The sequence below is a fragment of the Thermus neutrinimicus genome (genome assembly GCF_022760955.1).
GTDB classification, from domain to species: Bacteria; Deinococcota; Deinococci; order Deinococcales; family Thermaceae; genus Thermus; species Thermus neutrinimicus.
Genome location: NZ_JAKTNU010000003.1, coordinates 1 through 20,119, shown reverse-complemented (window position 1 = coordinate 20,119; position 20,119 = coordinate 1). Strand labels below are relative to the sequence as shown.

Here is a 20,119-nt window from a genome sequence, read left to right as displayed (position 1 = left end):
TATGCGTGTCCTCGTGATCGGAAGCGGTGTGGGTGGCCTTTCCGCCGCCATCCGCCTGGCCGCCATGGGCCTCGAGGTCCTGGTCTTGGAGAAACTGGACAGCCCCGGGGGAAGGGCCCGGGTGCACCGGGCAGAGGGCTTCACCTTCGACATGGGGCCCACGGTGATCACCGTGCCCCCTTTCCTGGAGGACCTCTTCGCCACCCGTCCGGGGGACCCCAGGCTCTACCCCGACTTTCCAGAGGAGGATGACCTCGCCCACACCTCCCGCTACGTGAAGCTGGTCCCCCTGGACCCCTTCTACCGCATCCACTTCCCAGACGGCACCCATTTTGACTACAAGGACGACCGGGACCACCTCATCTCCGAGATCCGCCGCCTGGCCCCAGAAGACCTGGAGGGCTACCAGCGCTTTGAGCGGGACGCAAAGGCCATCTTTCAGAGGGGCTTTCTGGAGCTGGGATTCACCCACTTCGCAAGCCTCCTGGACCTCCTCCGGGTGGCCCCGGACCTCATCCGCCTGGATGCGGTCCGCCCCCTCTTCACCTTCGTGCGGAAGTATTTTAAAAACCCCAAGATGCAACGGGTCTTCTCCTTCGAAAGCCTCCTCGTGGGGGGAAACCCCCTCTCGGTGCCCGCCATCTACGCCATGATCCACTTCGTGGAGCGAAACTGGGGGGTGCACTTCGCCATGGGGGGCACCGGGGCCTTGGTGCAGGGCCTGGTGCGGAAGCTGGAGGAGTTGGGGGGGAGGATTCGCTACCAAGCCCCTGTGCGCCGCATTCTTACCCACAAGGGCCGGGTGAAGGGGGTGGTTTTGGAAAGCGGGGAAAAGCTGGAGGCGGACCTGGTGGTCTCCAACGCCGACTACATCCACACCTACGCCGAGCTCCTGGCCCCCGAGGATCGGCGCTGGCATGGGGATTGGCGGCTTAGGCGCACCCGGCTTTCCATGAGCCTCTTCGTGGCCTACTTTGGCTTTCGGGCTCGGGGGGACGAGGGGGAAAATCTCCGCCATCACAACGTGCTCCTTTCCGAGCGCTACGAGGGGCTTCTCAGGGACATCTTCCACCACAGGGTGCTCCCTGAGGACTTCGCCCATTACCTGCACCTACCCACCCTCACTGACCCCAGCCTGGCCCCCGAAGGCCACCACGCCGCCTACACCCTGGTGCCCGTGCCCCACAACGGAAGCGGCTTGGACTGGGATACCCTTGGGCCCAAGTACCTGGAAAAGGCCCTGCGCTACCTGGACGAGGCCGGCTACCTGCCCGGCCTCATGGACCGGCTGGTCTACGCCCACTTCGTCACCCCCGACTACTTCCAGTGGACCCTGAATAGCCACCTGGGCAACGCCTTCGGCCCCGAGCCCGTGCTGTGGCAGACGGCCAGCTTCCGCCCCCACAACCGCTCGGAGGACGTGAAGGGGCTATACCTGGTGGGGCAAAGCTACCAACCGGGAGCGGGGCTACCCAGCGTGATGATGTCCGCCAAGATGACGGCCCGCCTCATCGCCCACGACCTGGGGCTGGAACGGGTTCCCAAGGCCCTGCTGGAGGCCACCCCTTGAACACCTTGGAGAGAAAGCGCAAGCACCTGGAGGCCTGCCTGGAAGGGGAGGTGGCCTACCAGCGGGTTACCACGGGCCTCGAGCACTACCGGCTCCGCTACCACGCCCTGGCCGGCCTTAGCCTCCTTGGGGTTGACCTCTCCACCCCCTTTTTGGGCAAGACCCTGAAAGCCCCCTTCCTCATCGGGGCCATGACCGGAGGGGAGGCCCTGGGGGAGCGCCTCAACCTGGCCCTGGCGGAGGCCGCCCAGGCCATGGGGGTAGGGATGATGCTGGGCTCGAGCCGGGTGGCGCTGGAACACCCCGAGGCCCTGAGGAGCTTTCGGGTGAGGCCAATCGCCCCCTCGGTGCTCCTCATCGCCAACCTGGGCCTAGCCCAGCTAAGGCGCTACCGCCGGGAGGACCTGATCCGGCTGGTGGAGCTCCTGGAGGCGGATGCCCTGGCCCTTCACGTGAACCCCCTCCAGGAGGCCGTGCAGAAGGGGGATACGGACTTTCGCGGGCTCCTTGGCATCCTGGAGGCGATGTTGCCCCTCCCCTTCCCCGTGCTGGTGAAGGAGGTGGGGCACGGGCTTGGCCGGGAGGCTGCCTTGGCCCTTAAGGGTCTGCCCCTGGCCGCCCTAGACGTGGCCGGGGCCGGGGGCACCAGCTGGGCCCGGGTGGAGGAGTGGGTGCGCTTTGGGGAGGTGCGCCACCCCGAGCTCTGCGAGGTGGGCATCCCCACCGCCCAGGCCATCCTCGAGGTGCGGGAGGTCATGCCCCACATCCCCCTCATCGCCTCCGGGGGCGTGTACACGGGTACGGATGCCGTGAAGGCCCTAGCCTTGGGGGCGGACCTGGTGGCGGTGGCCAGGCCCCTCCTAAAGCCGGCCCTGGAGGGGCCAAGGGCCGTGCAGGCCTACCTGGAAGACTACCTCCAGGAGATGCGCACCGCCCTCTTCGCCATCGGGGCCGCAAACCCCAAGGAAGCCCGCGGCCGCATAGAGCCTAGGAGCTTTTCAGGTCCATGAGGGCCCTCGGGTAGGGTTCAAAGAGCGCCTGGGCCTCCAGGTACTCCTCGCCAAACCGCTTGGCCCAGGATTGGAGGAGGGCTAAGGGGGCCTCGAAGGGAACCCTCTCCTCCCGAAAGCCGGCGAGGAGGTCCAGGAAGTGGGCCTTCTCCTTGGGGGATAGGCCCCTCTTGAAGTACCCAAAGGCATGGAGCAGGGCATCGGCCATGGCCGGCAAGCGGAAGAGGGTTCGGGTAGCCCGCAAGAAGCCCTCCTCATAGGCCTGGCGCACCTGGCCAAAGGGCTTTCCCTTGGCCTCTGCCAGCAGCCTTCCCAAGGCCTTGGTTGCCGCCTGATGGTGGGCGTGGAGGAGAAGCTTGTAGCGGGCGTGGAAGTCCATGAGGCCAGGGAGATCGTCCACACGCCGAAGCCGAGCCAGGGCAAAGATGCGCATGAGGAAATGGCCTCGGATGCGGGCGCTGGTAAGACGCCCCTCGTCCTCCTTGGGCAACAGGGGAAAGACCTCCTCCACCGCCCGGGCAAAAAGCCCAGGACCCCGGGCCACGGCTCCCCCCTGATCCGCATGGGCGTACACCTTGGCGTCCTTGAGGGCACAGGAGGGGGAGCGGTTTTTCAGGATAAACCCCTCCACCTCGCCCAAGGAAGAGAGAAACCCTCGGCTGAAAACCTCCATCCTTTCCGTAAGGTCCTCACCCGTTAGGGGCTGGAGCATGCGGAGCCCCCCTCCCGTCCGCACCAGGCGCACGGTGGGCCTCGGCACCCCAAGGCCGATCTCCACCTCCGGGCAGATGGGCACGAAATCCACATGCTCCCGCAAGGCCGCCACCAGCCGATCCGGAATAAGCTCCCCCGAGTAGCGCACCGCGGCAAAACCCAAACAGGCGCTCACCACCACCCTGGGGCGGGGCCAAAACCCATCCATGGACCCATTGTTCCACGGCCATCCCAGGCCAAACGTGGCCCCCACCATGGAGAGCCCCTCCCTAAACCCTAAAAGGGCCCCGCCTTGGCCCCCTGGGGCTTCCCCCGCGGTACCACTCCTCCAGCCGAGATAGGAGGCCCCCGCCCCCAAAGGGGGCGGGGATAGGCGAGCGTTAGGGCTTAGTCAAACTTGTTCTGCTGCAGGAGGCTTGCCGTCTGCTGCACGGAGGGGATGGCTCCCGCCAGCTTGCGCAGATTGGCCCGGGTCCCCTTGTACCAGGGGATGGTGGTCTTGGGGTCGGTGTAGCCGGAGACCAAGGAGTTGGAAGTACCCCGCCAGTGGTACATGACCAGGAAGAGCATGCCAGGCTTTACCGCATCGGTCACGTACACCAGGAAGGTGCCGTTACCCTCCTCGTTGTAAACCTCCACCAGGTCCCCGGACTGCAGGCCAAACTTCTTGGCATCCTCGGTGTGGACCTCCACGTAGGGCAGGGGTAAGGCGGTAACCTTTTCCGGCAAGTGGCGGTCGTGGTAGGCGGTTTGCCAGATGGTCTGGGCCCGCCCTGTGGTGACCCAGAAGGGATACTGCTTGGCCTTCTCCCCTTCCAGGTACTTGGCCACCTCAGTGGGGTACCCCTCCCAGTCGTCGGTGCCGTACCACTTGAACTTGCCGTCGGGGGTGCCGAACTTGTGGGTGTAGCGGCGCACGGTACCCACCAGCTTCCCGGTCTTGGGGTCCCGGCGCACAGGGGTTTGGATGCCCTGCTGCCCTACCTCCTTGAGGAACTTGTAGGTGACCCCTTTGTAGTTCTCGGGCTCCAGGATGGCCTCGTCCTCCTCGCTCACCCGGTTATCCTTGAACTCCTCCGCCCCGGCCAGGAAGACATCCTCGTCCGTCTTCCAGTTCTTGCCGAACTCGAACTTGGCCGCCTCCTGGGCCTTGCCCTCGGCGCGGTAGAGCTCGGCGATCCGCTGCCCCACCAGCTTGAAGATCTCCCAATCGGGCTTAGCCTCGCCGGGCGGGTCCATAAACTTCTCGTAGAGGCGAAGCAGGCGGCTATTGCAGTTGATGGAGGTGTCGTTGGCCTCACCCCAGGCAGCAGCGGGCAGGATCAGGTGGGCATCGCGGGCGGTTTCCGTCATGTAGATGTCCTGCACCACCATGAAGAGGGCATCCGGGTCGGAGTAGAGCACGTCCAAAATTTTCTTTACCAGTTCTTGGATGGAGCCAGGCTCCCCGCCCACGCCCAGAGCCTTGGTGAGTTTCTCCGTGCGTTCCTGGATGCGCTTGCGGAAAACCTGGGCGTTAGGGGTGGAAAGGTAGGGGTCCGTGGCGATCACCCAGTAGAACTTGCCCTTACCATCGGTGAGGAACTTGTCCACGTTTACGGGAGGGCCGCCCCGGTAGATGGAGCCCGGGGTGGGAGCAGGAGGCCGCACGTAACCCTCCTGGTGCCCGCCTTGACGGCCACAGCCCGTGCCGGGGCGGCCGATGTTATGGGTGAAGACCGCCAGCTGCACGATGGCCGCCACCTGGTCATAGTTCTTCATGTTCCAGATGATGCCCTTCTCGTAGATGGTGAGGGTGCGGCGCTTGAACCTGCCCGCCTTGGGCTTGGCGATCCAGTCCGCGGCCTTCTCAATCTGGGCCCGGGGCACCCCAGTGATCCGCTCCACCTGGGCCATGAACTCCCCATAGGGCACCCGAAGCTTGAGGCTCTTCTCCTTGTACTCCTCGAAAAGCTTCATGTCGGTGCGGGCCTCGAGGTAAGCCATGTCGTAATAGCCCCGCTCCCAGACTGCCCGGGCAATGGCGTTGGCCAAGATGTAGTCCGTGCCCAAGTTGGGGCGCAGGAGGAGCACGCGGTCCTTGGCCACGGTTTCGGCAATGGTGTAGGAGGAGATCTTCCGCGGGTCTATTACGATTAGGTAGCCAGGTTCGGCAGGCTCACCGCGGTCGAAGACCTGCTGTTTCTCCGCCACCGTGTTCCCCTGGATGTTGGGAAGCATGTGCTCCACGTAGAACACCGTGGCGGTTTCATAGGTGTTAGCTCCCCAGAGAACGATGGTGTCAGCCAGCCGAGCGTCCTCGTAGGTGTAGTTGAGCTCGTGCACCCCCCGCTCGCGGCTACCCCAGACCTCGGAGTTGTAGGCGGGCCGGTTGTGAATGGCGATGTGCTTCACGGAAAGCGCGGCGAAGAACAGCTTGCCCGCTCCGTAGTTATCCTCAAACCCTTGGCCCGAGCCCCCATGGTCGTAGGCCTTCACGGTAATGTTGTCGTCGTTGCCATCCCGGTCGCGGATACCCTTGATGACCCCTGCCACCAGGGTGAGGGCATCCTGCCAGGTGATGGCCTGGAACAGATCCCCCACCCGCAGGAGGGGGTAGAGGAGGCGGTCCTGGGTACCCCGGTCCAGGCTCCACACGGTGAGGGCGTTGGTACCGCCGCGGATGGAATAGTTGCCCCGGTTTATGGGGCTGTCCTTGGCGGGCACGATCACCACGTGGTACTGGCGGCCGTCCTTGCCCACGGTGATGGCATGCATGGTTTCCGTGTAGCTTTGCCCGGCCAAAGGAGGCTGAGGCTGAGACAGATCCACGCCAAAGGCGTTCTGGTTGGCCTTCAGGCCGCCCTGCTCGCCCACAGGCCAAACGTACACCTTGTAGCCGCACCCCACGTTGCAGTACTGGCACACCGTGTTGTGCACCCGCGCGTTCTTGGGGGGAATGGGAAGCTGGTCCCTTCTAGGAATAAGCGCCATACGCTCCACCTCCTATACGTTCTTCACGCGGCCCCAGATGAGGCCGGCCACGGCCACCGCATAGATATCGCCCTTCCCGTCAATACGGAGGGGAATCTGGGGAAGCCAGGAGCTGGCCAGGCCCTGGTAAGTCTGCCCAGCCTTGGAGGGGTCAAACATGGAGTAGTGGCACCGGCAGATGAACCTTCCCCCCTCGTACTGGAGGGGGCAGCCCATGTGGGTGCAAAGGGCCGAAAAGGCCACGATGTCCCGCCCAGGCCCCACGCCCCCAATGGCCGGCTTGCCCAGCTTGACCAGGATGGCCGGGGCGGAGGCATCGGGGTAGTTGAAGGTGATGGGCTGGCCTGTTTTCACCTGGGCAACGTTGGCCACCTTCACCGCCGGGTAGGTGAGGCTGGGGGCATAGCCCCATTGGGCCTTCCCTCCCGCGGTGAAGAGGGCGGTGGCCGCCGCCGTCAGCTTTACAAACCGCCTACGGGACAAGGTTTGCGTCATAGCCATACACCTCCTTGGGTGCGTTTGAAGCGTATCAAACTCCCGGGACATTTGTCAATCCCGTTAGCACGGCTTCCAAATACCTCTTAGGGGTACCGGGGCCTAAACCCCCTACCCAAGGGCTCTTGTACGCATAAGCAAAACCCCCATGAACCCATAAAAATGTGATGTCTTTCACCGCATCCCGTTTTCGTTTGCTAAAGTGGGAGCCATGGGGCACGACCTGGTGCAAGGCCGCCTCGAGGCCCTAGCCCACCCTGCCCGGATCACCATCGTCCGGCTACTGGCGGAGCTTCCCGACGAGCACACCGCCTTTGACCCGCGCTGTGGTAGCGCCTATGGGGTCTGCTTTTGCCACTTGAAGGAGAAGACCGGGCTTTCGGGCCCCACGGTAAGCCACCACCTTAGGATCCTCCGCGAGGCGGGGTTGGTGGAGGGCGTGCGGGTGGGGCGCTGGACCTATTTTCGCTTGAAGCCCGGGGCCTTAGAAGCCCTGGCCCACGAGCTCCTTCACCTGGCCCGCCAAGCGGAGAGGGCCGCGGCCAAAGCGGTTTAAACCCTTGCCTAACGGTTCCCTCCCTGCCACCATGGGGGCATGGGAGAGATCCGGGTGGGCACCGCCAGCTGGACGGATGAAACCCTCCTTGCCTCGGGCTGGTACCCACCTGAGGTGCGAAACCATCCGGAAAAGCGCCTCCGCTACTACGCGGAACACTTTGACACCGTGGAGGTGGACAGCACCTTCTACGCCCTGCCCAGGCGGGAGGTGGTGGCGAGATGGGCGGAGAGGACCCCGCCCGGCTTTCTCTTCCACGTGAAGGCCTTTTCCGCCTTCACCGGGCATGGCCTCGAGGCCACCGCCCTTCCCAAGGACCTCCGCTCCCTCCTCCCCCGACAGGAAGGCCACCTGGCCCAGAGGGAAGTGCCCAGGGAGGTCATCGAGGAAGCCTGGAGCCGTTTTCTCTCCGCCATCGAGCCCCTCAGGCAAGCAGAAAAGCTGGGCTACCTCCACTTTGGCCTGCCCCCTTGGACCGAACCCAAGCCCCGAAGCTTCCAGTACTTGGAGCACCTGGCGGAAAGGACCCAAGGCTTTTGGGTGGCGGTGGAGTTCCGCAACCCCAGGTGGTACGTGGCCTGGGGATTCGTGCGGCGGGAGCTTGAGCGGCTTGGGTTCATCCACGTGAGCGTGGATGCCCCACCCCACCCCGAGGCCCCACCCCGGGTCCTGGAACCCACCCACCCCGTGGCGGTGCTAAGATGCCACGGAAGGAACGCAAACTCCTGGAAAGGCCCCCACCGGAAGCCCTATGAGCGCTTCAACTGGCGTTACTCGGAGGAGGAGCTTCTGGATCTGGTCCAGGCCACCCACACCCTGGCGGAGAGGGCGGATACAGTCTTCGTCATCTTCAACAACAACTTCGGCACCCAAGGGGTAGAGGCGGCCTTGGGGCTAAAACGCCTCCTGGGTTTAGGACCTCCCCCCTGGGCCAAACGGCTCCTTTAACCCCCGTTCTCATGCTACCTTGAGGGGGATGGCGCGCCCTCCCCTATCCGAGGCCCAGGAGGACTACCTGAAGCAGCTTTTCCTCCTGGAGGCCAAGGGGCAAAGCCCGGTACCCACCCAGGCGCTTGCCGAGCGCCTGGGGGTAAAACCCCCCTCGGTGACGGAGATGCTCAAGAAGCTCACCGCCTTGGGCCTGGTGGAGCATGCCCCCTACCAGGGGGCCCGGCTCACCGAGGCCGGACGGCGGATCGCCCTGGAGGTTCTAAGGCACCACCGGCTCCTCGAGGCCTACCTGCACCAGGCCCTGGGCTACGGCTGGGAAGAGGTCCACCAGGAGGCGGAAAGGCTGGAACACGTGATCAGCGAGGCCTTTGAGGAAAGGATCGCCGAGCTCTTAGGCCACCCTCCCTTTGACCCCCACGGGGACCCCATCCCCACCAAGGACCTGGCCCTTGCGGAAGCCCCCGCCCTTCCCCTCTCGCAGGCCCCCTTGGGGGAGGCCCGGGTGGTGCGGGCCCTGGCTCAGGACAGGGGCACCCTAAACCTTCTGGCCAGGCTGGGCCTGGTTCCCGGAAAGGTCCTTAGGGTGGTGGAAAAGGGAGACGGGGTGGCCATCGATATCGCCGGGGAGGTGTTGCGCCTCCCCGAGGAGCTGGCCCAGGCGGTGGGAGTGGAGCCCCTTCAGGAAAGGGCTCCGTAAACCAGGGCGCGGAAGGCCAGGCCAAGCCTCTGCCCAAGCCGGGAATGAAGGGCCCTTTCCGGCTCCAGCACGGAAAGGAGGTTGGGGGCCTGGGTGAGGAGCAGGGCGCTCACCCCTTGGGTGGGATCCACCAGGAAGTAGGTGCCGGCAAACCCCCACCAGTAAAAGTCCCCGGGGCTTCCTGGGGCCAAACCCCCATGGCCCAAACGCACCGCCACCCCCAGGCCGAAGCCGTAGCCCGGGCCAGGGGCGTACTCGAGGCCCCGCCGCAACCCAGCCTCGTACAGGGGGCCCAGGTGGTCCTGGGTCATGAAGCGGCAAAGGCGGGGATGCAAAAGCCCCCGGCCCGTGCGCAGGGCCTCCAGGAACCGCAGGTAGTCCAAGGCCGTGCTCACGCCACCCAAGCCCCCCGCATACCGGGGCGGCTCCGCTTCCACGGGGATGAGGCGGATGGACCGGCCCGTCTCCGGGTCCTGGGAAAAGGGTTGGGCCAGACTGGTAGGGTCCCGGGCCAAGAAGCCTGAGCTCCGCATATCCAAGGGAGCAAACACCCGCTTCTCCAACAGCTCCGCCAGGCTTTTACCTGTAAGAGCCTCTAAAAGGTGCCCAAGCACATCGGTGGAAAGCCCGTACTCAAAGGCTTCCCCAGGCTGGAAGCGGAGAGGCAAGGCGGCAAGCCGCTCCAAGAAGGCCTCCCGGGAGAGGTCAAACCGGTCCACCCCTGCCTCCAGGTAGAGCCGCTTCACGGGGGAGCGGAAAAAGACCCCATAGGTGAAGCCTGCGGTGTGGCGAAGGAGATCGTAGACGGTGAGGGGCCGCCTCAGGGGCTCGAGGACCACCTCCTCCCCCACTTCCCGCCCCACCTTGATCCCGGCGAACCCCGGCAGGTACCCTTCCACAGGGTCCAGGAGGGAGAGCCTGCCCTCCTCCACAAAGGTTAGGGCCAGGACGGAAACCCAGGGTTTGGTCATGGAGTAGATGCGAAAAAGAGCATCTTCCCGCATGGGAAGGCCCTTATCCGGGTCCAGATACCCCCCCACTCCCTGGTAGGCCACCTCTCCCCCCCGGGCCACCAGGGCCACATAACCCGGGAGGAGGCCCTCAGCCACCTGCCTCTTTAAAAAATCATCTAGCCGGGAAAAATCCATGGTTCCCCCTTGCTGGCCCGGCCCCGATGCTCAGGCGGGAGCAGCCCCCACCGTCCTGCCCCCGTCCACGAAAAGGACCTGGCCGGTGATGAAGCTGGACTCATCGGAAACCAGGAAAAGGGCGGCATGGGCCACCTCTATGGGCTGGCCCGCACGGCCCAAGGGTGTAGCGGCGATGGCCTTCTCCCGCACCTTCTCCGGCACCTTGGCCGTCATCCGGGTCTCGATGAACCCCGGGGCCAGGGCGTTCACCCGGATCCCATACCGCCCCAGCTCCAGGGCCAAGGTGCGGGTAAGCCCCACCACCCCCGCCTTGGAAGCGGCATAGTTGGCCTGCCCCAGGTTACCCAGGTACACCCGGGAACTGGTGAGCACGATGGAACCAGGGTTCCGCTCCCGCATGGCCTCGGAGGCCGCCCTGGCCACCAGGAAGCTTCCCGTAAGGTTCACCCGCAACACCGCCTCCCAGTCCTCTAGGGGCATCCTCCAGTGGAAGTTGTCCCGGGTTATGCCCGCATAGTGCACCACCCCGTCCAGGCGGCCCATGGCCCGAAGGGCCTCCGCAAACCCCCTTTCCACCGAAAGGGGATCGGCCACATCCATGGGGATGGCCAAGGCCCCGGTGGCCGCCGCCGCCTCCCCCAGGGGCTCCTCCTCCAGATCGCAGGCCACCAGCCTGGCCCCCTCCCGGGCAAAAAGCTCCAGGGTAGTCCGGCCGATCCCGTGGGCCGCCCCCGTGATCAACACCACCTTGTCCTTCAGCCGCATCCGCCACCTCCCGCGCTTGGCGACCGAACGGTCGGTAAGTTCACCCTATCCCTTGCGGGACTTCCCGTCAAGGACCCGCTGGCCTTACCCATCCCCTGCCCCCAGCCGCCAGGCATAGTAAGGGGTTTCCACAAAGGCTGGGGGCCCTCCCAGATACACCCTAAGCCCCGGAAGGACCAGGGTCTCCCCCTCCCACTCAAAGGCCAAGGGGTCCACCGGCAAAGGGTAGTGGAGAACCTCTTCCCGGGGCAGGCCTAGCCGCAAGCGCTCGGGCAGGGAAAGCCTGCCCACCAGGAGGTAACGGGCCCTCTTGGGCCCGGATTCCGTGTAAAAGGCCACCTCCTCCCCAAGGTCCAAGAGGAAAGCCCGGCCCCGGATGTAGAGCCTAGCCCTATCCGTCCAGGTAGACATGGGGCCTCCCCATAAGGTGAGCCACCCGCACCCTGGGGCCGTAGAGGTTTTGCAGAAGGGTTTCCGTGAAAACCGCCTCCGGCCCCCCCTCCGCCAAGAGCCGCCCCCCTTTCAAAACCGCCACCCGCCTTGCCAAAGCGGCCTGGTTAGGATCGTGAAGGACGGAAAGAATCCCCATTCCCTTGGCCGCCAGGCCTTGAAAGAGGGCAAGGAACCCACCCTGGTACTCCAGGTCCAGGAAGGTGGTGGGCTCGTCCAGGAGGAGGTAACGGGGCCTGGCCGCCAGGGCCCGGGCCAGAAGAACCCGCTGGCGCTCCCCGCCGGAAAGGCTACCCAGGTACCGGCCCCGGAAACGGGCGGCCCCGGTGGCCTCCAAAGCCCACTCCACCGCTTCCGCGTCCTCCCGTCCCTCCCGCCCCCAAAGGCCCAGGTGGGGAAGCCTCCCCAGGCGCACCACCTCCTCCACCAAAAGCCCCTCGGGGTAAGGGCCCCCCTGGGGAAGGTAGGCAAGGAGCCGGCCCCGGGCGTAGCTGCCGTAAGCCCGAAGGGGCCTTCCGTCCAAGAAGACCTCCCCTTTCCTAGGCCGCAGGAGGCCGGCCATGACCCGTAGAAGGGTGGTCTTTCCCGAACCGTTGGGACCCAAAAGGGCCACCCACTCCCCAGGCCTTAGGGCCAGGTCCACCCCCTGTAGGACGAAAGGCCCTTGAACCCCCTTGGCCTCAAGCCCTTCCACGCCGCCTCCACATGAGGTAGAGGAAAAAGGGCCCCCCTAGGAGGGTGGTGACCACCCCCACGGGAAGCTCCACCGGCCGAGTGAGGGTGCGGGCCAGGAGATCCGCCAACGCCAGAAGGGCCGCCCCCCCTAGGGCGGAAGCAGGTAGCAGCAGGCGGTAGTCCTCACCCAAGAGGCGCCGGAGGAGGTGGGGGGTAATCAGGCCCACGAAGCCGATGATCCCCGCTTGGGACACGGCAGCCGCCACCAGGAGGCTTGCGGCGAGGAGGAGGAGAAGCTTCAGGCCCTCGAGGGGTAGCCCCATGCTCCGGGCCACCTCCTCCCCCAGCTGAAGGGCGTTCAACACCCGGCCCAAAAGCAACAGCGGGGGAAGGGCCAGAAGGAAAAAAAGCGCCATGGCCCTCACCGAAGGCCAGCCCATGAAGGCCAGGTTGCCCAGGGTGTAGGCGAAGACCGCCCGCACCCGGTCGGCATCCTGGAGCATCAGATAGGTGGTGGCCCCGGTCAGGACGCTCCCCACCACCACCCCCGCCAGGACCAGCTCCCCCGTCCGCGCCGCTCCCCCTGCCAGGACCAGGGTGAGGAGGGTGGCAAAGAGGGCCCCGAGAAACCCAAACAGGGTGGCGGAAAGGGGTAGGCTGGGGAAGATGGCGTGCTGGGCAAAAGCGGGGGCTAGGCCCCCCAACAAGCTGGCCAGAAGGGTCACCGCGAAGGCCGCTCCCGCGGCAGAGCCCATGAGGTAGGGGTCGGCCAGGGGGTTACGGAAAAGCCCCTGAAAGCTGGCCCCTGCCACCCCCAAGGCCGCCCCCACCAGCATGCCCCCCAGGACCCGGGGAAGCCGCATCTCGGTGACGATGGGATTTTCCTTTAAACCCAAAAGGGCTTGGAGCACCTCGCCCGGCGGCAGGCTCACCGCCCCCATGGCTACCCCCAGCACCAAGGCCAGGAAGAGGAGGAAGAGGAGCCAGAAAAAGACCAGGCTCCGCTTGAGGGCCAGGGGGAGGGCCCGGGTCATGGCCTAGCGCCCATGGAAGCAATCCACCAGGAGCCTAAGCCCCTGGGCTACCCGGGGACCTGGGCGGGAGAGGAGGCTATCCTGACCCCCGGTAAACACGCAGATCCGCCCTGTCTGCACCGCGCTCACCCGGCTCCATCCCGGCCTAGCCCGGATGGTTTCCAGGGCCCCCGGGTAGGTGGCCACGATCACCTCGGGGTTCTTTTCCACCACGAACTCCGGGGCGATCTTGGGGAAAAGGCCCAGCTCCTTGGGGATGATGTTCACCCCCCTAGCCTTTTGGATCAAGACCCCGATGAAGCTCTCCGGGCCCACGGTGTAGGGGGTGGGGTCGATCTCGTAGTAGACCCTGGGCCGGGCCTTGGCCTTGGCCGCACGGGACTCCTCTCCGTACACCTCCTGCTGGATCTGGGCCACCAGGCGCTCCGCCTGGGCCTCGAGGCCCAGGAGTTTCCCCAGGGTGCGGGTGGTGCGGAAGATGTCCTCGTAGGTTTCCGTGCGCACCGCATACACCGTCAGCCCTGCCCGCTCCAGGGTCTCGTACAGCCGGCCATACTTGGAAACCAGAACCAGGTCCGGCTTCAAGGAAACGATGAACTCGGGATTGGGGTTGTAAAGCCCTCCCGCCTTAGGCAGGGCCTTCACCCTTTCGGGCCAGTCGGAGTAGTCGTCGGTGGCCACGATGCGGTCGCAAGCCCCAAGGGCGCACACCGTTTCCGTCACCGAGGGCAACATGGTGACGATCCGTTTGGGCGGTGCCTTGACGGTAACCGTGCGCCCTAGGTCGTCGGTGACCGTCAAGGGGAAGGCCAAAGCCAAGGCCCAAAAAGCCGCAAGGAAGACCAACATTCTTCTCATGCCTACCTCCCTAAGGCCGCTAGGGCCAGGCCCGGGGGAGGTAGGGAAAACCCCTGCCGGAAAGCGGCAGGGGCGCAAATGGCTTTGCAAACCCCCATCGCTCCCCCATCCGCGTGAGGTGCCCGCCTCGGGGTGTGGCGGGCGGCCCTGGCAGGTATTCGGGCTTCCGGCCTACGAAGCTCAAGCCCATAGCGTGGCCGGTTACCGTTGCGGGACAGCGCCGGACTTGCACCGGACTTCCCCACTTTAAGCCTGGACTACGCGCCCAGGCACCAGGGCAACGGACCTGGCTTTGAGGCCCTAGCGGGCCTTAAGGCAAGGCTAAGCCCAACGGGGCAAAAAGGCAAGGGCTTGACACGTCCAGGGAGGGATGATTTACTTAGTCCCGAGAACGAACTAAAGGGGCAAGGGGAAGGAGCAAGGATGCGCAAAGGGGACACCCAGGAAATCCGCAGGCTCAACCGCCGGGCCATCCTGGCCCACCTGAGGCGGGGCCCCCTTACCCGTGCGGACCTTTCCCGGCTTACCGGTTTGGCTAAAAGCGCGGTCAGTCGCCTGGTGGACGAGCTCTTACAAGAGGGCCTTCTGGAGGAAGGGGCTTTTACCTCTCCCCCCGTGGGACGGCCTGGCACCCTCCTGCACCTGCGCCCCGGTGCCCGCTTTGCCCTGGGCGCGGAACTGGGGGTGGAGGAAACCGTCCTTTTGGCCTTGGACTGGCGGGGGGAGGTTCTATGGGCCAAGGAATGGAGCCACCCCCGGGAGGCCGGCCCTAGGGAACGCCTGGAACGGCTTCTGCAGGAGGTTTTTTCCCATGTACCCGGGCCTTTGGGCCTCGGGTTCACCCTGCCTGGGGTGGTGGTGGAGGACCGGCTTCTCCTGGCCCCCAATCTGGGCTGGAAAAACCTGGACCTACGGCCCTTGCTTTCCCACTTTCCCCTGCCCACGGCTTTGGAAAACGATGCCAAGGCCGCGGCCCTGTCCGAGGTCTTCTTTCACGGGGAGGCCAATCTCGCCTTCCTGGTGCTCAGCACGGGCTTGGGCATCGGGGTGGTATCGGATAGCCGGATCCTGCGGGGAGCGGGTGGGGCCGCTGGGGAACTGGGCCACTGGCTCGGCCAGGGACACAGGCCCTGCGCCTGCGGCCGGGTGGGGTGCTTGGAAACCGAACTAGGCCTCGGTGCCCTTTTGGAGCATTACCGCTCCCTGGGCGGGAAGGCGGGGGACCTCGAGGCCCTGCTCCAGCAGGCCAAGCAAGGGAAGGCTTTGGCCTTGGAAGCCATCCGCCACTTGGGCGAGGCCATGGGCCGCTTCCTGGCCAACCTGGCGGTGGCCTACGACCCGGCCCGGGTGGTCATAGGCGGCAAGGCAGCCGAGCTCTTCCCTTACCTAGAGCGCCCCATGCGCCAGTCCTTGGTGGCCCATGCCTTTTTGGAGGCACACCGCTCCTTACCCGTACAACCTTCCGTCTACGGTCACCTGGCTCCAGCGGTGGGCGGGGCCAGCCTCTTCCTGGTGAAGTTCTTTGAGCTGGGCGGCTTGTGGGCGGAAAGCCCACGTCGCAATGGAGGTAGGTATGAGGAAGTGGCTTTTGGCAATCGGCATGGCCTTGGGGCTTAGCGCCCTGGCCCAGACGGGGAAGCTGGAGATCTTCTCCTGGTGGGCGGGAGACGAAGGCCCGGCCCTCGAGGCCCTTATCCGGCTCTATAAGCAAAAGTATCCTGGCGTGGAGGTCATCAACGCCACGGTTACCGGCGGAGCAGGGGTAAACGCCAAGGCGGTCTTGAAGACCCGCATGCTGGGAGGTGACCCGCCCGACACCTTCCAGGTGCACGCCGGGCAAGAACTCATCGGCACCTGGGTGGTGGCCGAGCGTATGGAGGACCTCACCAACCTCTTCCGGCAGGAGGGTTGGCTCCAAGCCTTCCCCAAGGGCCTTATCGACCTCCTTTCCTACAAGGGAGGCATCTGGAGCGTGCCCGTCAACATCCACCGCTCCAACGTCATGTGGTACATCCCCGCCAAGCTGAAGGAATGGGGGGTGGCCCCGCCCAAAACCTGGGCGGAGTTCCTCGCCACCTGCCAGGCCTTGAAGCGAAAGGGCCTCGAGGCGCCCCTAGCTCTGGGCGAGAACTGGACCCAGCAACACCTCTGGGAAAGCGTGGCCCTGGCCACCCTGGGGGCCGACGGCTGGGCCAACCTCTGGAGCGGCAAGCTAAAGTTCACCGATCCCAAGGCGGTGGCCGTGTGGGAAACCTTCGGAAAGGTGCTGGATTGTGCTAACAAGGATGCCGCGGGGCTTTCCTGGCAGCAGGCGGTGGATCGAGTAGTCCAGGGCAAGGCTGCCTTCAACATCATGGGCGACTGGGCTGCCGGCTATATGAGCACCACCTTGAAACTCAAGCCCGGCACCGACTTTGCCTGGGCCCCGTCCCCCGGTACCTCCGGCATCTTCATGATGCTCTCCGACTCCTTTGGCCTACCCAAGGGAGCCAAGAACCGGCAAAACGCCATCAACTGGCTCAGGCTGGTGGGTTCCAAGGAGGGACAGGATACCTTTAATCCCCTGAAGGGGTCCATCGCCGCCCGGCTGGACTCCGACCCCGCCAAGTACAACGCCTACGGCCAGTCGGCCATGAAGGACTGGCAGTCCAACCGCATCGTGGGCTCTTTGGTGCACGGGGCGGTGGCACCCGAAAGCTTCATGAGCCAGTTTGGCACGGTGATGGAGATCTTCCTGCAAAGCAAGAACCCGCAAGCAGCCGCCAACGCCGCCCAGGCCATCGCCAACCAGGTGGGCTTGGGCCGCTAAAACCCCCTGGCCCGTGGGGGCAAAAGCCCCCACGGGCTTTTCCCGGAGGCCTTATGCGCGATCGGATCACGGCCTTTTTGGTCCTCCTTCCCTCCTTGGCGGCGGTGGCCATCTTCGTTTATGGCTTCATCGGGCAAAACCTCTGGGTTTCCCTTACCGACTGGGGGAAAAACCCTGCCCAGGCCCTGGCCCTAAGGCCAGAGCTCCACTTCGTGGGCCTAGAAAACTACCGTGAGCTCTTCACCGGATTCGTGGATGTGCGCTTCCGCCAAAGCGTGGTCAACCTCATCTTCTTTACCCTCTTTTTCATGGCGGGAAGCCTGGGTCTAGGCCTCCTCCTGGCCATGGCCCTGGACCGCGGACCCAAGGGAGAAGGCTTTTTCCGCACCGTCTTCCTCTTCCCCATGGCCCTATCCTTCGTGGTCACCGGCACTATCTGGCGCTGGCTCCTCCAGCCCCAAGGCGGGGTCAACGTCCTGCCCACCCTGTTCGGCCTACCCCCCTTCTCCTTCCCCTGGCTCACCACCAGGCAACAGGTTCTGGTCTTTGACTGGAACCAACTGCCCTTTTACACCGCCTTAGCCGTGGGCCTAACCCTTTTGTATGTGGCTTGGAAAGCCCACCGGGAAGGGGAAAGGAAGCGACTTTTTTGGAGCCTCTTCTCCAGCGGGGTCCTTCTAGTTTGGGCCCTCACCTTGGGCAGGACTACCCACCTTCTCCCCTACCCTGAGCTCCACGGCTTCAGCCTGGCCCTGGTAGGAGTGATCCTGGCGGCGGTCTGGCAGATGTCCGGCTACACCATGGCCCTTTATCTGGCGGGTCTAAGGGGAATCCCCGTGGAGGTGCTGGAAGCAGCCAAGGTGGACGGGGCCAGCGAGTGGCAGATATACCGGTACGTCATTCTTCCCCTCCTCGCCCCCATCACCCTTTCCGCCATGATCGTGTTGGGCCACATCGCCCTGAAGATCTTTGACCTCATCTTCGCCATGGCCGGACTGGATTATGCCCCCACCGACGTGCCCGCCATCTACATGTACCTCCTGGCCTTCCGTGGAAACCAGTTCGCCAAGGGAGCGGCCATCGGCATCCTCCTGCTCCTCCTGGTGGCCGCAGTGGTCATCCCCTACCTGGCCAGCCAGCTTAAAAAGGAGGTCAGGCGCTAATGGGCCGGTTCTTCCTGTACGCCTTCCTACTCCTCGCCACCCTCTTCTTCCTGCTCCCCGTCTACCTGGTGATCCTTACCGCTCTAAAGGAACCCGCCAAGATTACCTTGGACACGGTCTGGCACTGGCCAGACCCACTGTACTGGGAAAGCTTCAACATCGCTTGGAATGCTTTCCGGCCCAAGTTCCAAAACAGCGTGGTCCTAGCTCTTTCCGCCACCATGCTCTCGGCGTTGATCGGGGCGCTAAACGGCTACGTCCTGGCCAAGTGGCCCTTCAGGGGCTCCAACCTCCTCTTTGCCCTCATGCTCTTCGGCATGTTTATTCCCTACCAGAGCATCCTCATCCCCCTTTTCCAGTTCGTAAAGGCTATAGGCCTTTACGGCACCCTATGGGGCCTCATCCTGGTCCACGTGGTCTACGGGATCCCCATCGTCACCCTTATCTTCAAGAACTACTACAGCGAAATCCCTGACGAGCTGGTGGAGGCAGCCCGCATAGACGGTGCGGGCTTCTTCGGCATCTTCCGCCATGTGATCCTGCCCCTTTCCGCCCCTGCCTTCGTGGTGGTGGCCATTTGGCAGTTTACCCAGATCTGGAACGAGTTCCTCTTCGCTGTAACCCTTACCCGGCCGGAAAGCCAGCCCATCACCGTGGCCCTGGCACAACTGGCAGGAGGCGAGGCGGTGAAGTGGAACCTGCCCATGGCCGGGGCCATCCTCGCCGCTTTACCCACCCTTCTGGTTTATATCTTCCTGGGCCGGTACTTCCTCCGGGGGCTCTTGGCTGGCTCGGTGAAGGGGTAGACGCCTCCCATGCGCGCCTGGGTACAAAAATGCCTTTAAGGCCCCATGGTCCTTAAGGAGATCCCCGCCTCCACGCCGGGGCCGACAGAGGTGCTGTTGGAAGTGGAGGGCCTGAACTTTGCCGACTACCTCACACGCCTTGGCGGATACCTCCGCCACCTATGCGGAGCCCCCGAAAAGGTCAAAGCATTCGGCGGGGTGGAGGTCCTTCTGGATGCGCGCGGTAGCCACCTGGAGGGACGTCTTTCCCTTCTAAACCCTTGGGGAAGGCTGGTCTCTATCGGGGCCGCCCAGGGGTAGATGGCGCCCCTGAATCCCTTCCGCCGCATGCACAGGAACCTTACGGCAATGGGCTTTTGGCTGGCTCCCCTCCTCAGGGAAGAAGCCCTGGTGCAGGCGGCCCTAACGTTTCTCCTGCCCCGCTTGGGCCAGGAGCTCAAGCCCGAGGTGGGATGGATTTTCCTCTTCTCTGAGGCCAAGGCCGCCCTCCAAGTCCTTCTGGACCGAGGCCATGTGGGCAAGGTCGTCATCCGCCTTTAGTCCAAGCCCAGGAGGTGCCGCACCGCCGCCAGGTCAAAAAGGGCGTGGCCCACGCTCTTGAAAAGCACGGGGTCCCCTTCCGAGCGCCTGCCCAAAAGGGCTTCCCTTAGGGTTACCACGGGCTTAGACAGGCCCTGAAGTTCCCCCGCCTCCACAAGGGCATCCTCCGTATCGCAGTAAACCGCTGCCCTTTCCACCAAGGCCCTTGGCACCTCCCGCATTTCCGGGCGGAAGCCTCCCACGGCGGCGATAAAGGCACCCTCCGGCACCCTTTCGGGTAAAACCGGGGTGGGGCTCGAGGTGGCTGTGACGATGAAGGCCACCCCCTCTGGCACCTCAGGGGACGCCCACTCCTCCGCCTCGAGGCCCATGCCCCTGGCCTTGGCCAAGAGGGCCTCGGTTCTTTCCCTGCTCCTTCCCCGGATCCACACCCGCTCCAGGCTGAATCCCTCGGCGAAGGCCTCGAGGTGGGCCTCTCCCTGAGCCCCAGGCCCCACCAGGAGAAGGGCTCCTTCTTGCCTTGGGGCAAGGAGCCGGGCCGCCAGAAGGGAAAGGGCGGCAGTGCGCCTTTTCGTGATCTCCTCCCCCGGCAGGTGAAAGACCTCCCCGGTATCCAGCCTCTTGGCCCACACCTCCGCCTGCACCGCGGGCTGGCGGTTAGGCCCAGGTTGTTCCCTTCGGGAGGCATCCACCGTGACCAGCTTGCACAGGACCACCTCCTGGTCTGCGGCGGGCATCACCAAGAACTGTCCTCCCGGGATGGGAAGGACCTGCCTTCTCGGAGCCTCCGCCTTTCGGAGGAGAACCCCCTCTATGGCCTTGGAAAGCGAAAGATAGCCCATGCCCCTCAGTACACGTCAAAACGTGGGACCACCCCTTTAGGATGGACCTGCGCCCACGTG

21 protein-coding genes and 1 riboswitch are annotated in these 20,119 nt (G+C 64.7%); of the genes, 11 read left to right on the top strand and 10 right to left on the bottom strand.

Annotation, left to right across the window (positions count from 1 at the left end):
• Position 1 precedes the first annotated feature (1 nt).
• Positions 2-1,570, top strand: coding sequence for a phytoene desaturase family protein (crtI, locus tag L0C59_RS03310; RefSeq protein WP_243089797.1), 1,569 nt, complete (start codon positions 2-4; stop codon positions 1,568-1,570).
• Complete coding sequence (gene fni / locus L0C59_RS03305; RefSeq protein WP_243089796.1) at positions 1,567-2,580, top strand: type 2 isopentenyl-diphosphate Delta-isomerase; 1,014 nt, start codon at positions 1,567-1,569, stop codon at positions 2,578-2,580. Before crtI ends, fni begins: the two co-directional genes overlap by 4 nt.
• Here fni and L0C59_RS03300 read toward each other — a convergent pair.
• The 3 genes from L0C59_RS03300 to L0C59_RS03290 all read right to left on the bottom strand — a co-directional run bounded on the left by L0C59_RS03300 (position 2,558) and on the right by L0C59_RS03290 (position 6,762).
• Complete coding sequence (locus tag L0C59_RS03300; RefSeq protein ID WP_243089795.1) at positions 2,558-3,502, bottom strand: YbgA family protein; 945 nt, start codon at positions 3,500-3,502, stop codon at positions 2,558-2,560. The genes fni and L0C59_RS03300 overlap by 23 nt on opposite strands.
• A gap of 179 nt (positions 3,503-3,681) precedes the next feature.
• Positions 3,682-6,267, bottom strand: a complete 2,586-nt coding sequence (locus L0C59_RS03295; protein ID WP_243089794.1) for an arsenate reductase (azurin) large subunit — start codon at positions 6,265-6,267, stop codon at positions 3,682-3,684.
• Between the two features lie 12 nt (positions 6,268-6,279).
• Positions 6,280-6,762: an arsenate reductase (azurin) small subunit gene (locus L0C59_RS03290; protein WP_243089793.1), complete on the bottom strand. Its 483-nt coding sequence runs from the start codon at positions 6,760-6,762 to the stop codon at positions 6,280-6,282.
• Between the two features lie 211 nt (positions 6,763-6,973).
• Between L0C59_RS03290 and L0C59_RS03285 the strand changes: the two genes are divergently transcribed.
• Genes L0C59_RS03285 through mntR form a run of 3 tightly spaced genes read left to right on the top strand, consistent with a single transcriptional unit; the run spans position 6,974 to position 8,966 of the window.
• Positions 6,974-7,318, top strand: a complete 345-nt coding sequence (locus tag L0C59_RS03285) for an ArsR/SmtB family transcription factor (protein ID WP_243089792.1) — start codon at positions 6,974-6,976, stop codon at positions 7,316-7,318.
• 39 nt (positions 7,319-7,357) lie between these two features.
• Positions 7,358-8,266: a DUF72 domain-containing protein gene (locus L0C59_RS03280; RefSeq protein ID WP_243089791.1), complete on the top strand. Its 909-nt coding sequence runs from the start codon at positions 7,358-7,360 to the stop codon at positions 8,264-8,266.
• Between the two features lie 28 nt (positions 8,267-8,294).
• Positions 8,295-8,966, top strand: a complete 672-nt coding sequence (gene mntR, locus L0C59_RS03275) for a manganese-dependent transcriptional regulator MntR (protein ID WP_243089790.1) — start codon at positions 8,295-8,297, stop codon at positions 8,964-8,966.
• Here the strand turns inward: mntR and L0C59_RS03270 are convergent.
• The 6 genes from L0C59_RS03270 to L0C59_RS03245 all read right to left on the bottom strand — a co-directional run bounded on the left by L0C59_RS03270 (position 8,948) and on the right by L0C59_RS03245 (position 13,899).
• The gene (locus L0C59_RS03270; protein WP_243089789.1) at positions 8,948-10,114 is read right to left on the bottom strand and encodes a serine hydrolase domain-containing protein; all 1,167 of its coding nucleotides are present in this window, start codon (positions 10,112-10,114) and stop codon (positions 8,948-8,950) included. The genes mntR and L0C59_RS03270 overlap by 19 nt on opposite strands.
• 30 nt (positions 10,115-10,144) lie before the next feature.
• Positions 10,145-10,882 (bottom strand): SDR family oxidoreductase, encoded by a 738-nt coding sequence (locus L0C59_RS03265; RefSeq protein ID WP_243089788.1) that lies wholly within the window; start codon positions 10,880-10,882, stop codon positions 10,145-10,147.
• 84 nt (positions 10,883-10,966) lie between these two features.
• Entirely contained in the window at positions 10,967-11,293 is a 327-nt protein-coding gene (locus L0C59_RS03260; RefSeq protein WP_243089787.1) for a hypothetical protein, read from the bottom strand.
• The gene (locus L0C59_RS03255) at positions 11,274-12,026 is read right to left on the bottom strand and encodes an ABC transporter ATP-binding protein (protein ID WP_243089786.1); all 753 of its coding nucleotides are present in this window, start codon (positions 12,024-12,026) and stop codon (positions 11,274-11,276) included. The genes L0C59_RS03260 and L0C59_RS03255 overlap by 20 nt, the downstream gene beginning before the upstream one ends.
• A complete protein-coding gene (locus tag L0C59_RS03250; RefSeq protein WP_243089785.1) occupies positions 12,013-13,041 on the bottom strand; it encodes a FecCD family ABC transporter permease in 1,029 nt (342 codons plus the stop codon). Before L0C59_RS03250 ends, L0C59_RS03255 begins: the two co-directional genes overlap by 14 nt.
• Positions 13,042-13,044: 3 nt before the next feature.
• Positions 13,045-13,899 carry an ABC transporter substrate-binding protein gene (locus L0C59_RS03245; protein ID WP_243089784.1) on the bottom strand — a complete coding sequence of 285 codons (855 nt, stop codon included), beginning with the start codon at positions 13,897-13,899 and terminating at the stop codon, positions 13,045-13,047.
• 132 nt (positions 13,900-14,031) lie between these two features.
• Positions 14,032-14,191, bottom strand: a riboswitch (cobalamin riboswitch).
• A gap of 131 nt (positions 14,192-14,322) precedes the next feature.
• On the opposite strand from L0C59_RS03245, the gene L0C59_RS03240 reads away from it, so the two are divergent.
• From L0C59_RS03240 to L0C59_RS03215, 6 genes are read left to right on the top strand one after another with little or no spacing between them, the layout of a single operon-like run.
• A complete protein-coding gene (locus tag L0C59_RS03240; protein ID WP_243089783.1) occupies positions 14,323-15,516 on the top strand; it encodes an ROK family transcriptional regulator in 1,194 nt (397 codons plus the stop codon).
• Complete coding sequence (locus L0C59_RS03235) at positions 15,473-16,708, top strand: ABC transporter substrate-binding protein (RefSeq protein ID WP_243089782.1); 1,236 nt, start codon at positions 15,473-15,475, stop codon at positions 16,706-16,708. Before L0C59_RS03240 ends, L0C59_RS03235 begins: the two co-directional genes overlap by 44 nt.
• Before the next feature lie 53 nt (positions 16,709-16,761).
• Positions 16,762-17,871, top strand: a complete 1,110-nt coding sequence (locus L0C59_RS03230; protein WP_243089781.1) for a carbohydrate ABC transporter permease — start codon at positions 16,762-16,764, stop codon at positions 17,869-17,871.
• Positions 17,871-18,677, top strand: a complete 807-nt coding sequence (locus L0C59_RS03225; RefSeq protein WP_243089780.1) for a carbohydrate ABC transporter permease — start codon at positions 17,871-17,873, stop codon at positions 18,675-18,677. The genes L0C59_RS03230 and L0C59_RS03225 overlap by 1 nt, the downstream gene beginning before the upstream one ends.
• A 45-nt stretch (positions 18,678-18,722) precedes the next feature.
• The gene (locus L0C59_RS03220) at positions 18,723-18,977 is read left to right on the top strand and encodes a hypothetical protein (RefSeq protein ID WP_243089779.1); all 255 of its coding nucleotides are present in this window, start codon (positions 18,723-18,725) and stop codon (positions 18,975-18,977) included.
• Positions 18,978-19,217 (top strand): MDR/zinc-dependent alcohol dehydrogenase-like family protein, encoded by a 240-nt coding sequence (locus tag L0C59_RS03215; protein WP_243089778.1) that lies wholly within the window; start codon positions 18,978-18,980, stop codon positions 19,215-19,217. It abuts the gene before it with no gap.
• On the opposite strand, the gene L0C59_RS03210 is transcribed toward L0C59_RS03215, so the two are convergent.
• The gene (locus L0C59_RS03210) at positions 19,214-20,059 is read right to left on the bottom strand and encodes a Rossmann-fold NAD(P)-binding domain-containing protein (RefSeq protein ID WP_243089777.1); all 846 of its coding nucleotides are present in this window, start codon (positions 20,057-20,059) and stop codon (positions 19,214-19,216) included. The genes L0C59_RS03215 and L0C59_RS03210 overlap by 4 nt on opposite strands.
• Positions 20,060-20,119 lie beyond the last annotated feature (60 nt).

Bases quoted from the DNA above. Each gene is read 5' to 3' on its own strand.
- crtI (WP_243089797.1), top strand. From the start codon at position 2: ATGCGTGTCCTCGTGATCGGAAGCGGTGTGGGTGGCCTTTCCGCCGCC.
- L0C59_RS03300 (WP_243089795.1), bottom strand. From the start codon at position 3,502: ATGGATGGGTTTTGGCCCCGCCCCAGGGTGGTGGTGAGCGCCTGTTTG.
- L0C59_RS03295 (WP_243089794.1), bottom strand. From the start codon at position 6,267: ATGGCGCTTATTCCTAGAAGGGACCAGCTTCCCATTCCCCCCAAGAAC.
- L0C59_RS03290 (WP_243089793.1), bottom strand. From the start codon at position 6,762: ATGACGCAAACCTTGTCCCGTAGGCGGTTTGTAAAGCTGACGGCGGCG.
- L0C59_RS03285 (WP_243089792.1), top strand. From the start codon at position 6,974: ATGGGGCACGACCTGGTGCAAGGCCGCCTCGAGGCCCTAGCCCACCCT.
- L0C59_RS03280 (WP_243089791.1), top strand. From the start codon at position 7,358: ATGGGAGAGATCCGGGTGGGCACCGCCAGCTGGACGGATGAAACCCTC.
- mntR (WP_243089790.1), top strand. From the start codon at position 8,295: ATGGCGCGCCCTCCCCTATCCGAGGCCCAGGAGGACTACCTGAAGCAG.
- L0C59_RS03270 (WP_243089789.1), bottom strand. From the start codon at position 10,114: ATGGATTTTTCCCGGCTAGATGATTTTTTAAAGAGGCAGGTGGCTGAG.
- L0C59_RS03265 (WP_243089788.1), bottom strand. From the start codon at position 10,882: ATGCGGCTGAAGGACAAGGTGGTGTTGATCACGGGGGCGGCCCACGGG.
- L0C59_RS03260 (WP_243089787.1), bottom strand. From the start codon at position 11,293: ATGTCTACCTGGACGGATAGGGCTAGGCTCTACATCCGGGGCCGGGCT.
- L0C59_RS03250 (WP_243089785.1), bottom strand. From the start codon at position 13,041: ATGACCCGGGCCCTCCCCCTGGCCCTCAAGCGGAGCCTGGTCTTTTTC.
- L0C59_RS03245 (WP_243089784.1), bottom strand. From the start codon at position 13,899: ATGAGAAGAATGTTGGTCTTCCTTGCGGCTTTTTGGGCCTTGGCTTTG.
- L0C59_RS03240 (WP_243089783.1), top strand. From the start codon at position 14,323: ATGCGCAAAGGGGACACCCAGGAAATCCGCAGGCTCAACCGCCGGGCC.
- L0C59_RS03235 (WP_243089782.1), top strand. From the start codon at position 15,473: ATGAGGAAGTGGCTTTTGGCAATCGGCATGGCCTTGGGGCTTAGCGCC.
- L0C59_RS03230 (WP_243089781.1), top strand. From the start codon at position 16,762: ATGCGCGATCGGATCACGGCCTTTTTGGTCCTCCTTCCCTCCTTGGCG.
- L0C59_RS03225 (WP_243089780.1), top strand. From the start codon at position 17,871: ATGGGCCGGTTCTTCCTGTACGCCTTCCTACTCCTCGCCACCCTCTTC.
- L0C59_RS03220 (WP_243089779.1), top strand. From the start codon at position 18,723: ATGGTCCTTAAGGAGATCCCCGCCTCCACGCCGGGGCCGACAGAGGTG.
- L0C59_RS03215 (WP_243089778.1), top strand. From the start codon at position 18,978: ATGGCGCCCCTGAATCCCTTCCGCCGCATGCACAGGAACCTTACGGCA.
- L0C59_RS03210 (WP_243089777.1), bottom strand. From the start codon at position 20,059: ATGGGCTATCTTTCGCTTTCCAAGGCCATAGAGGGGGTTCTCCTCCGA.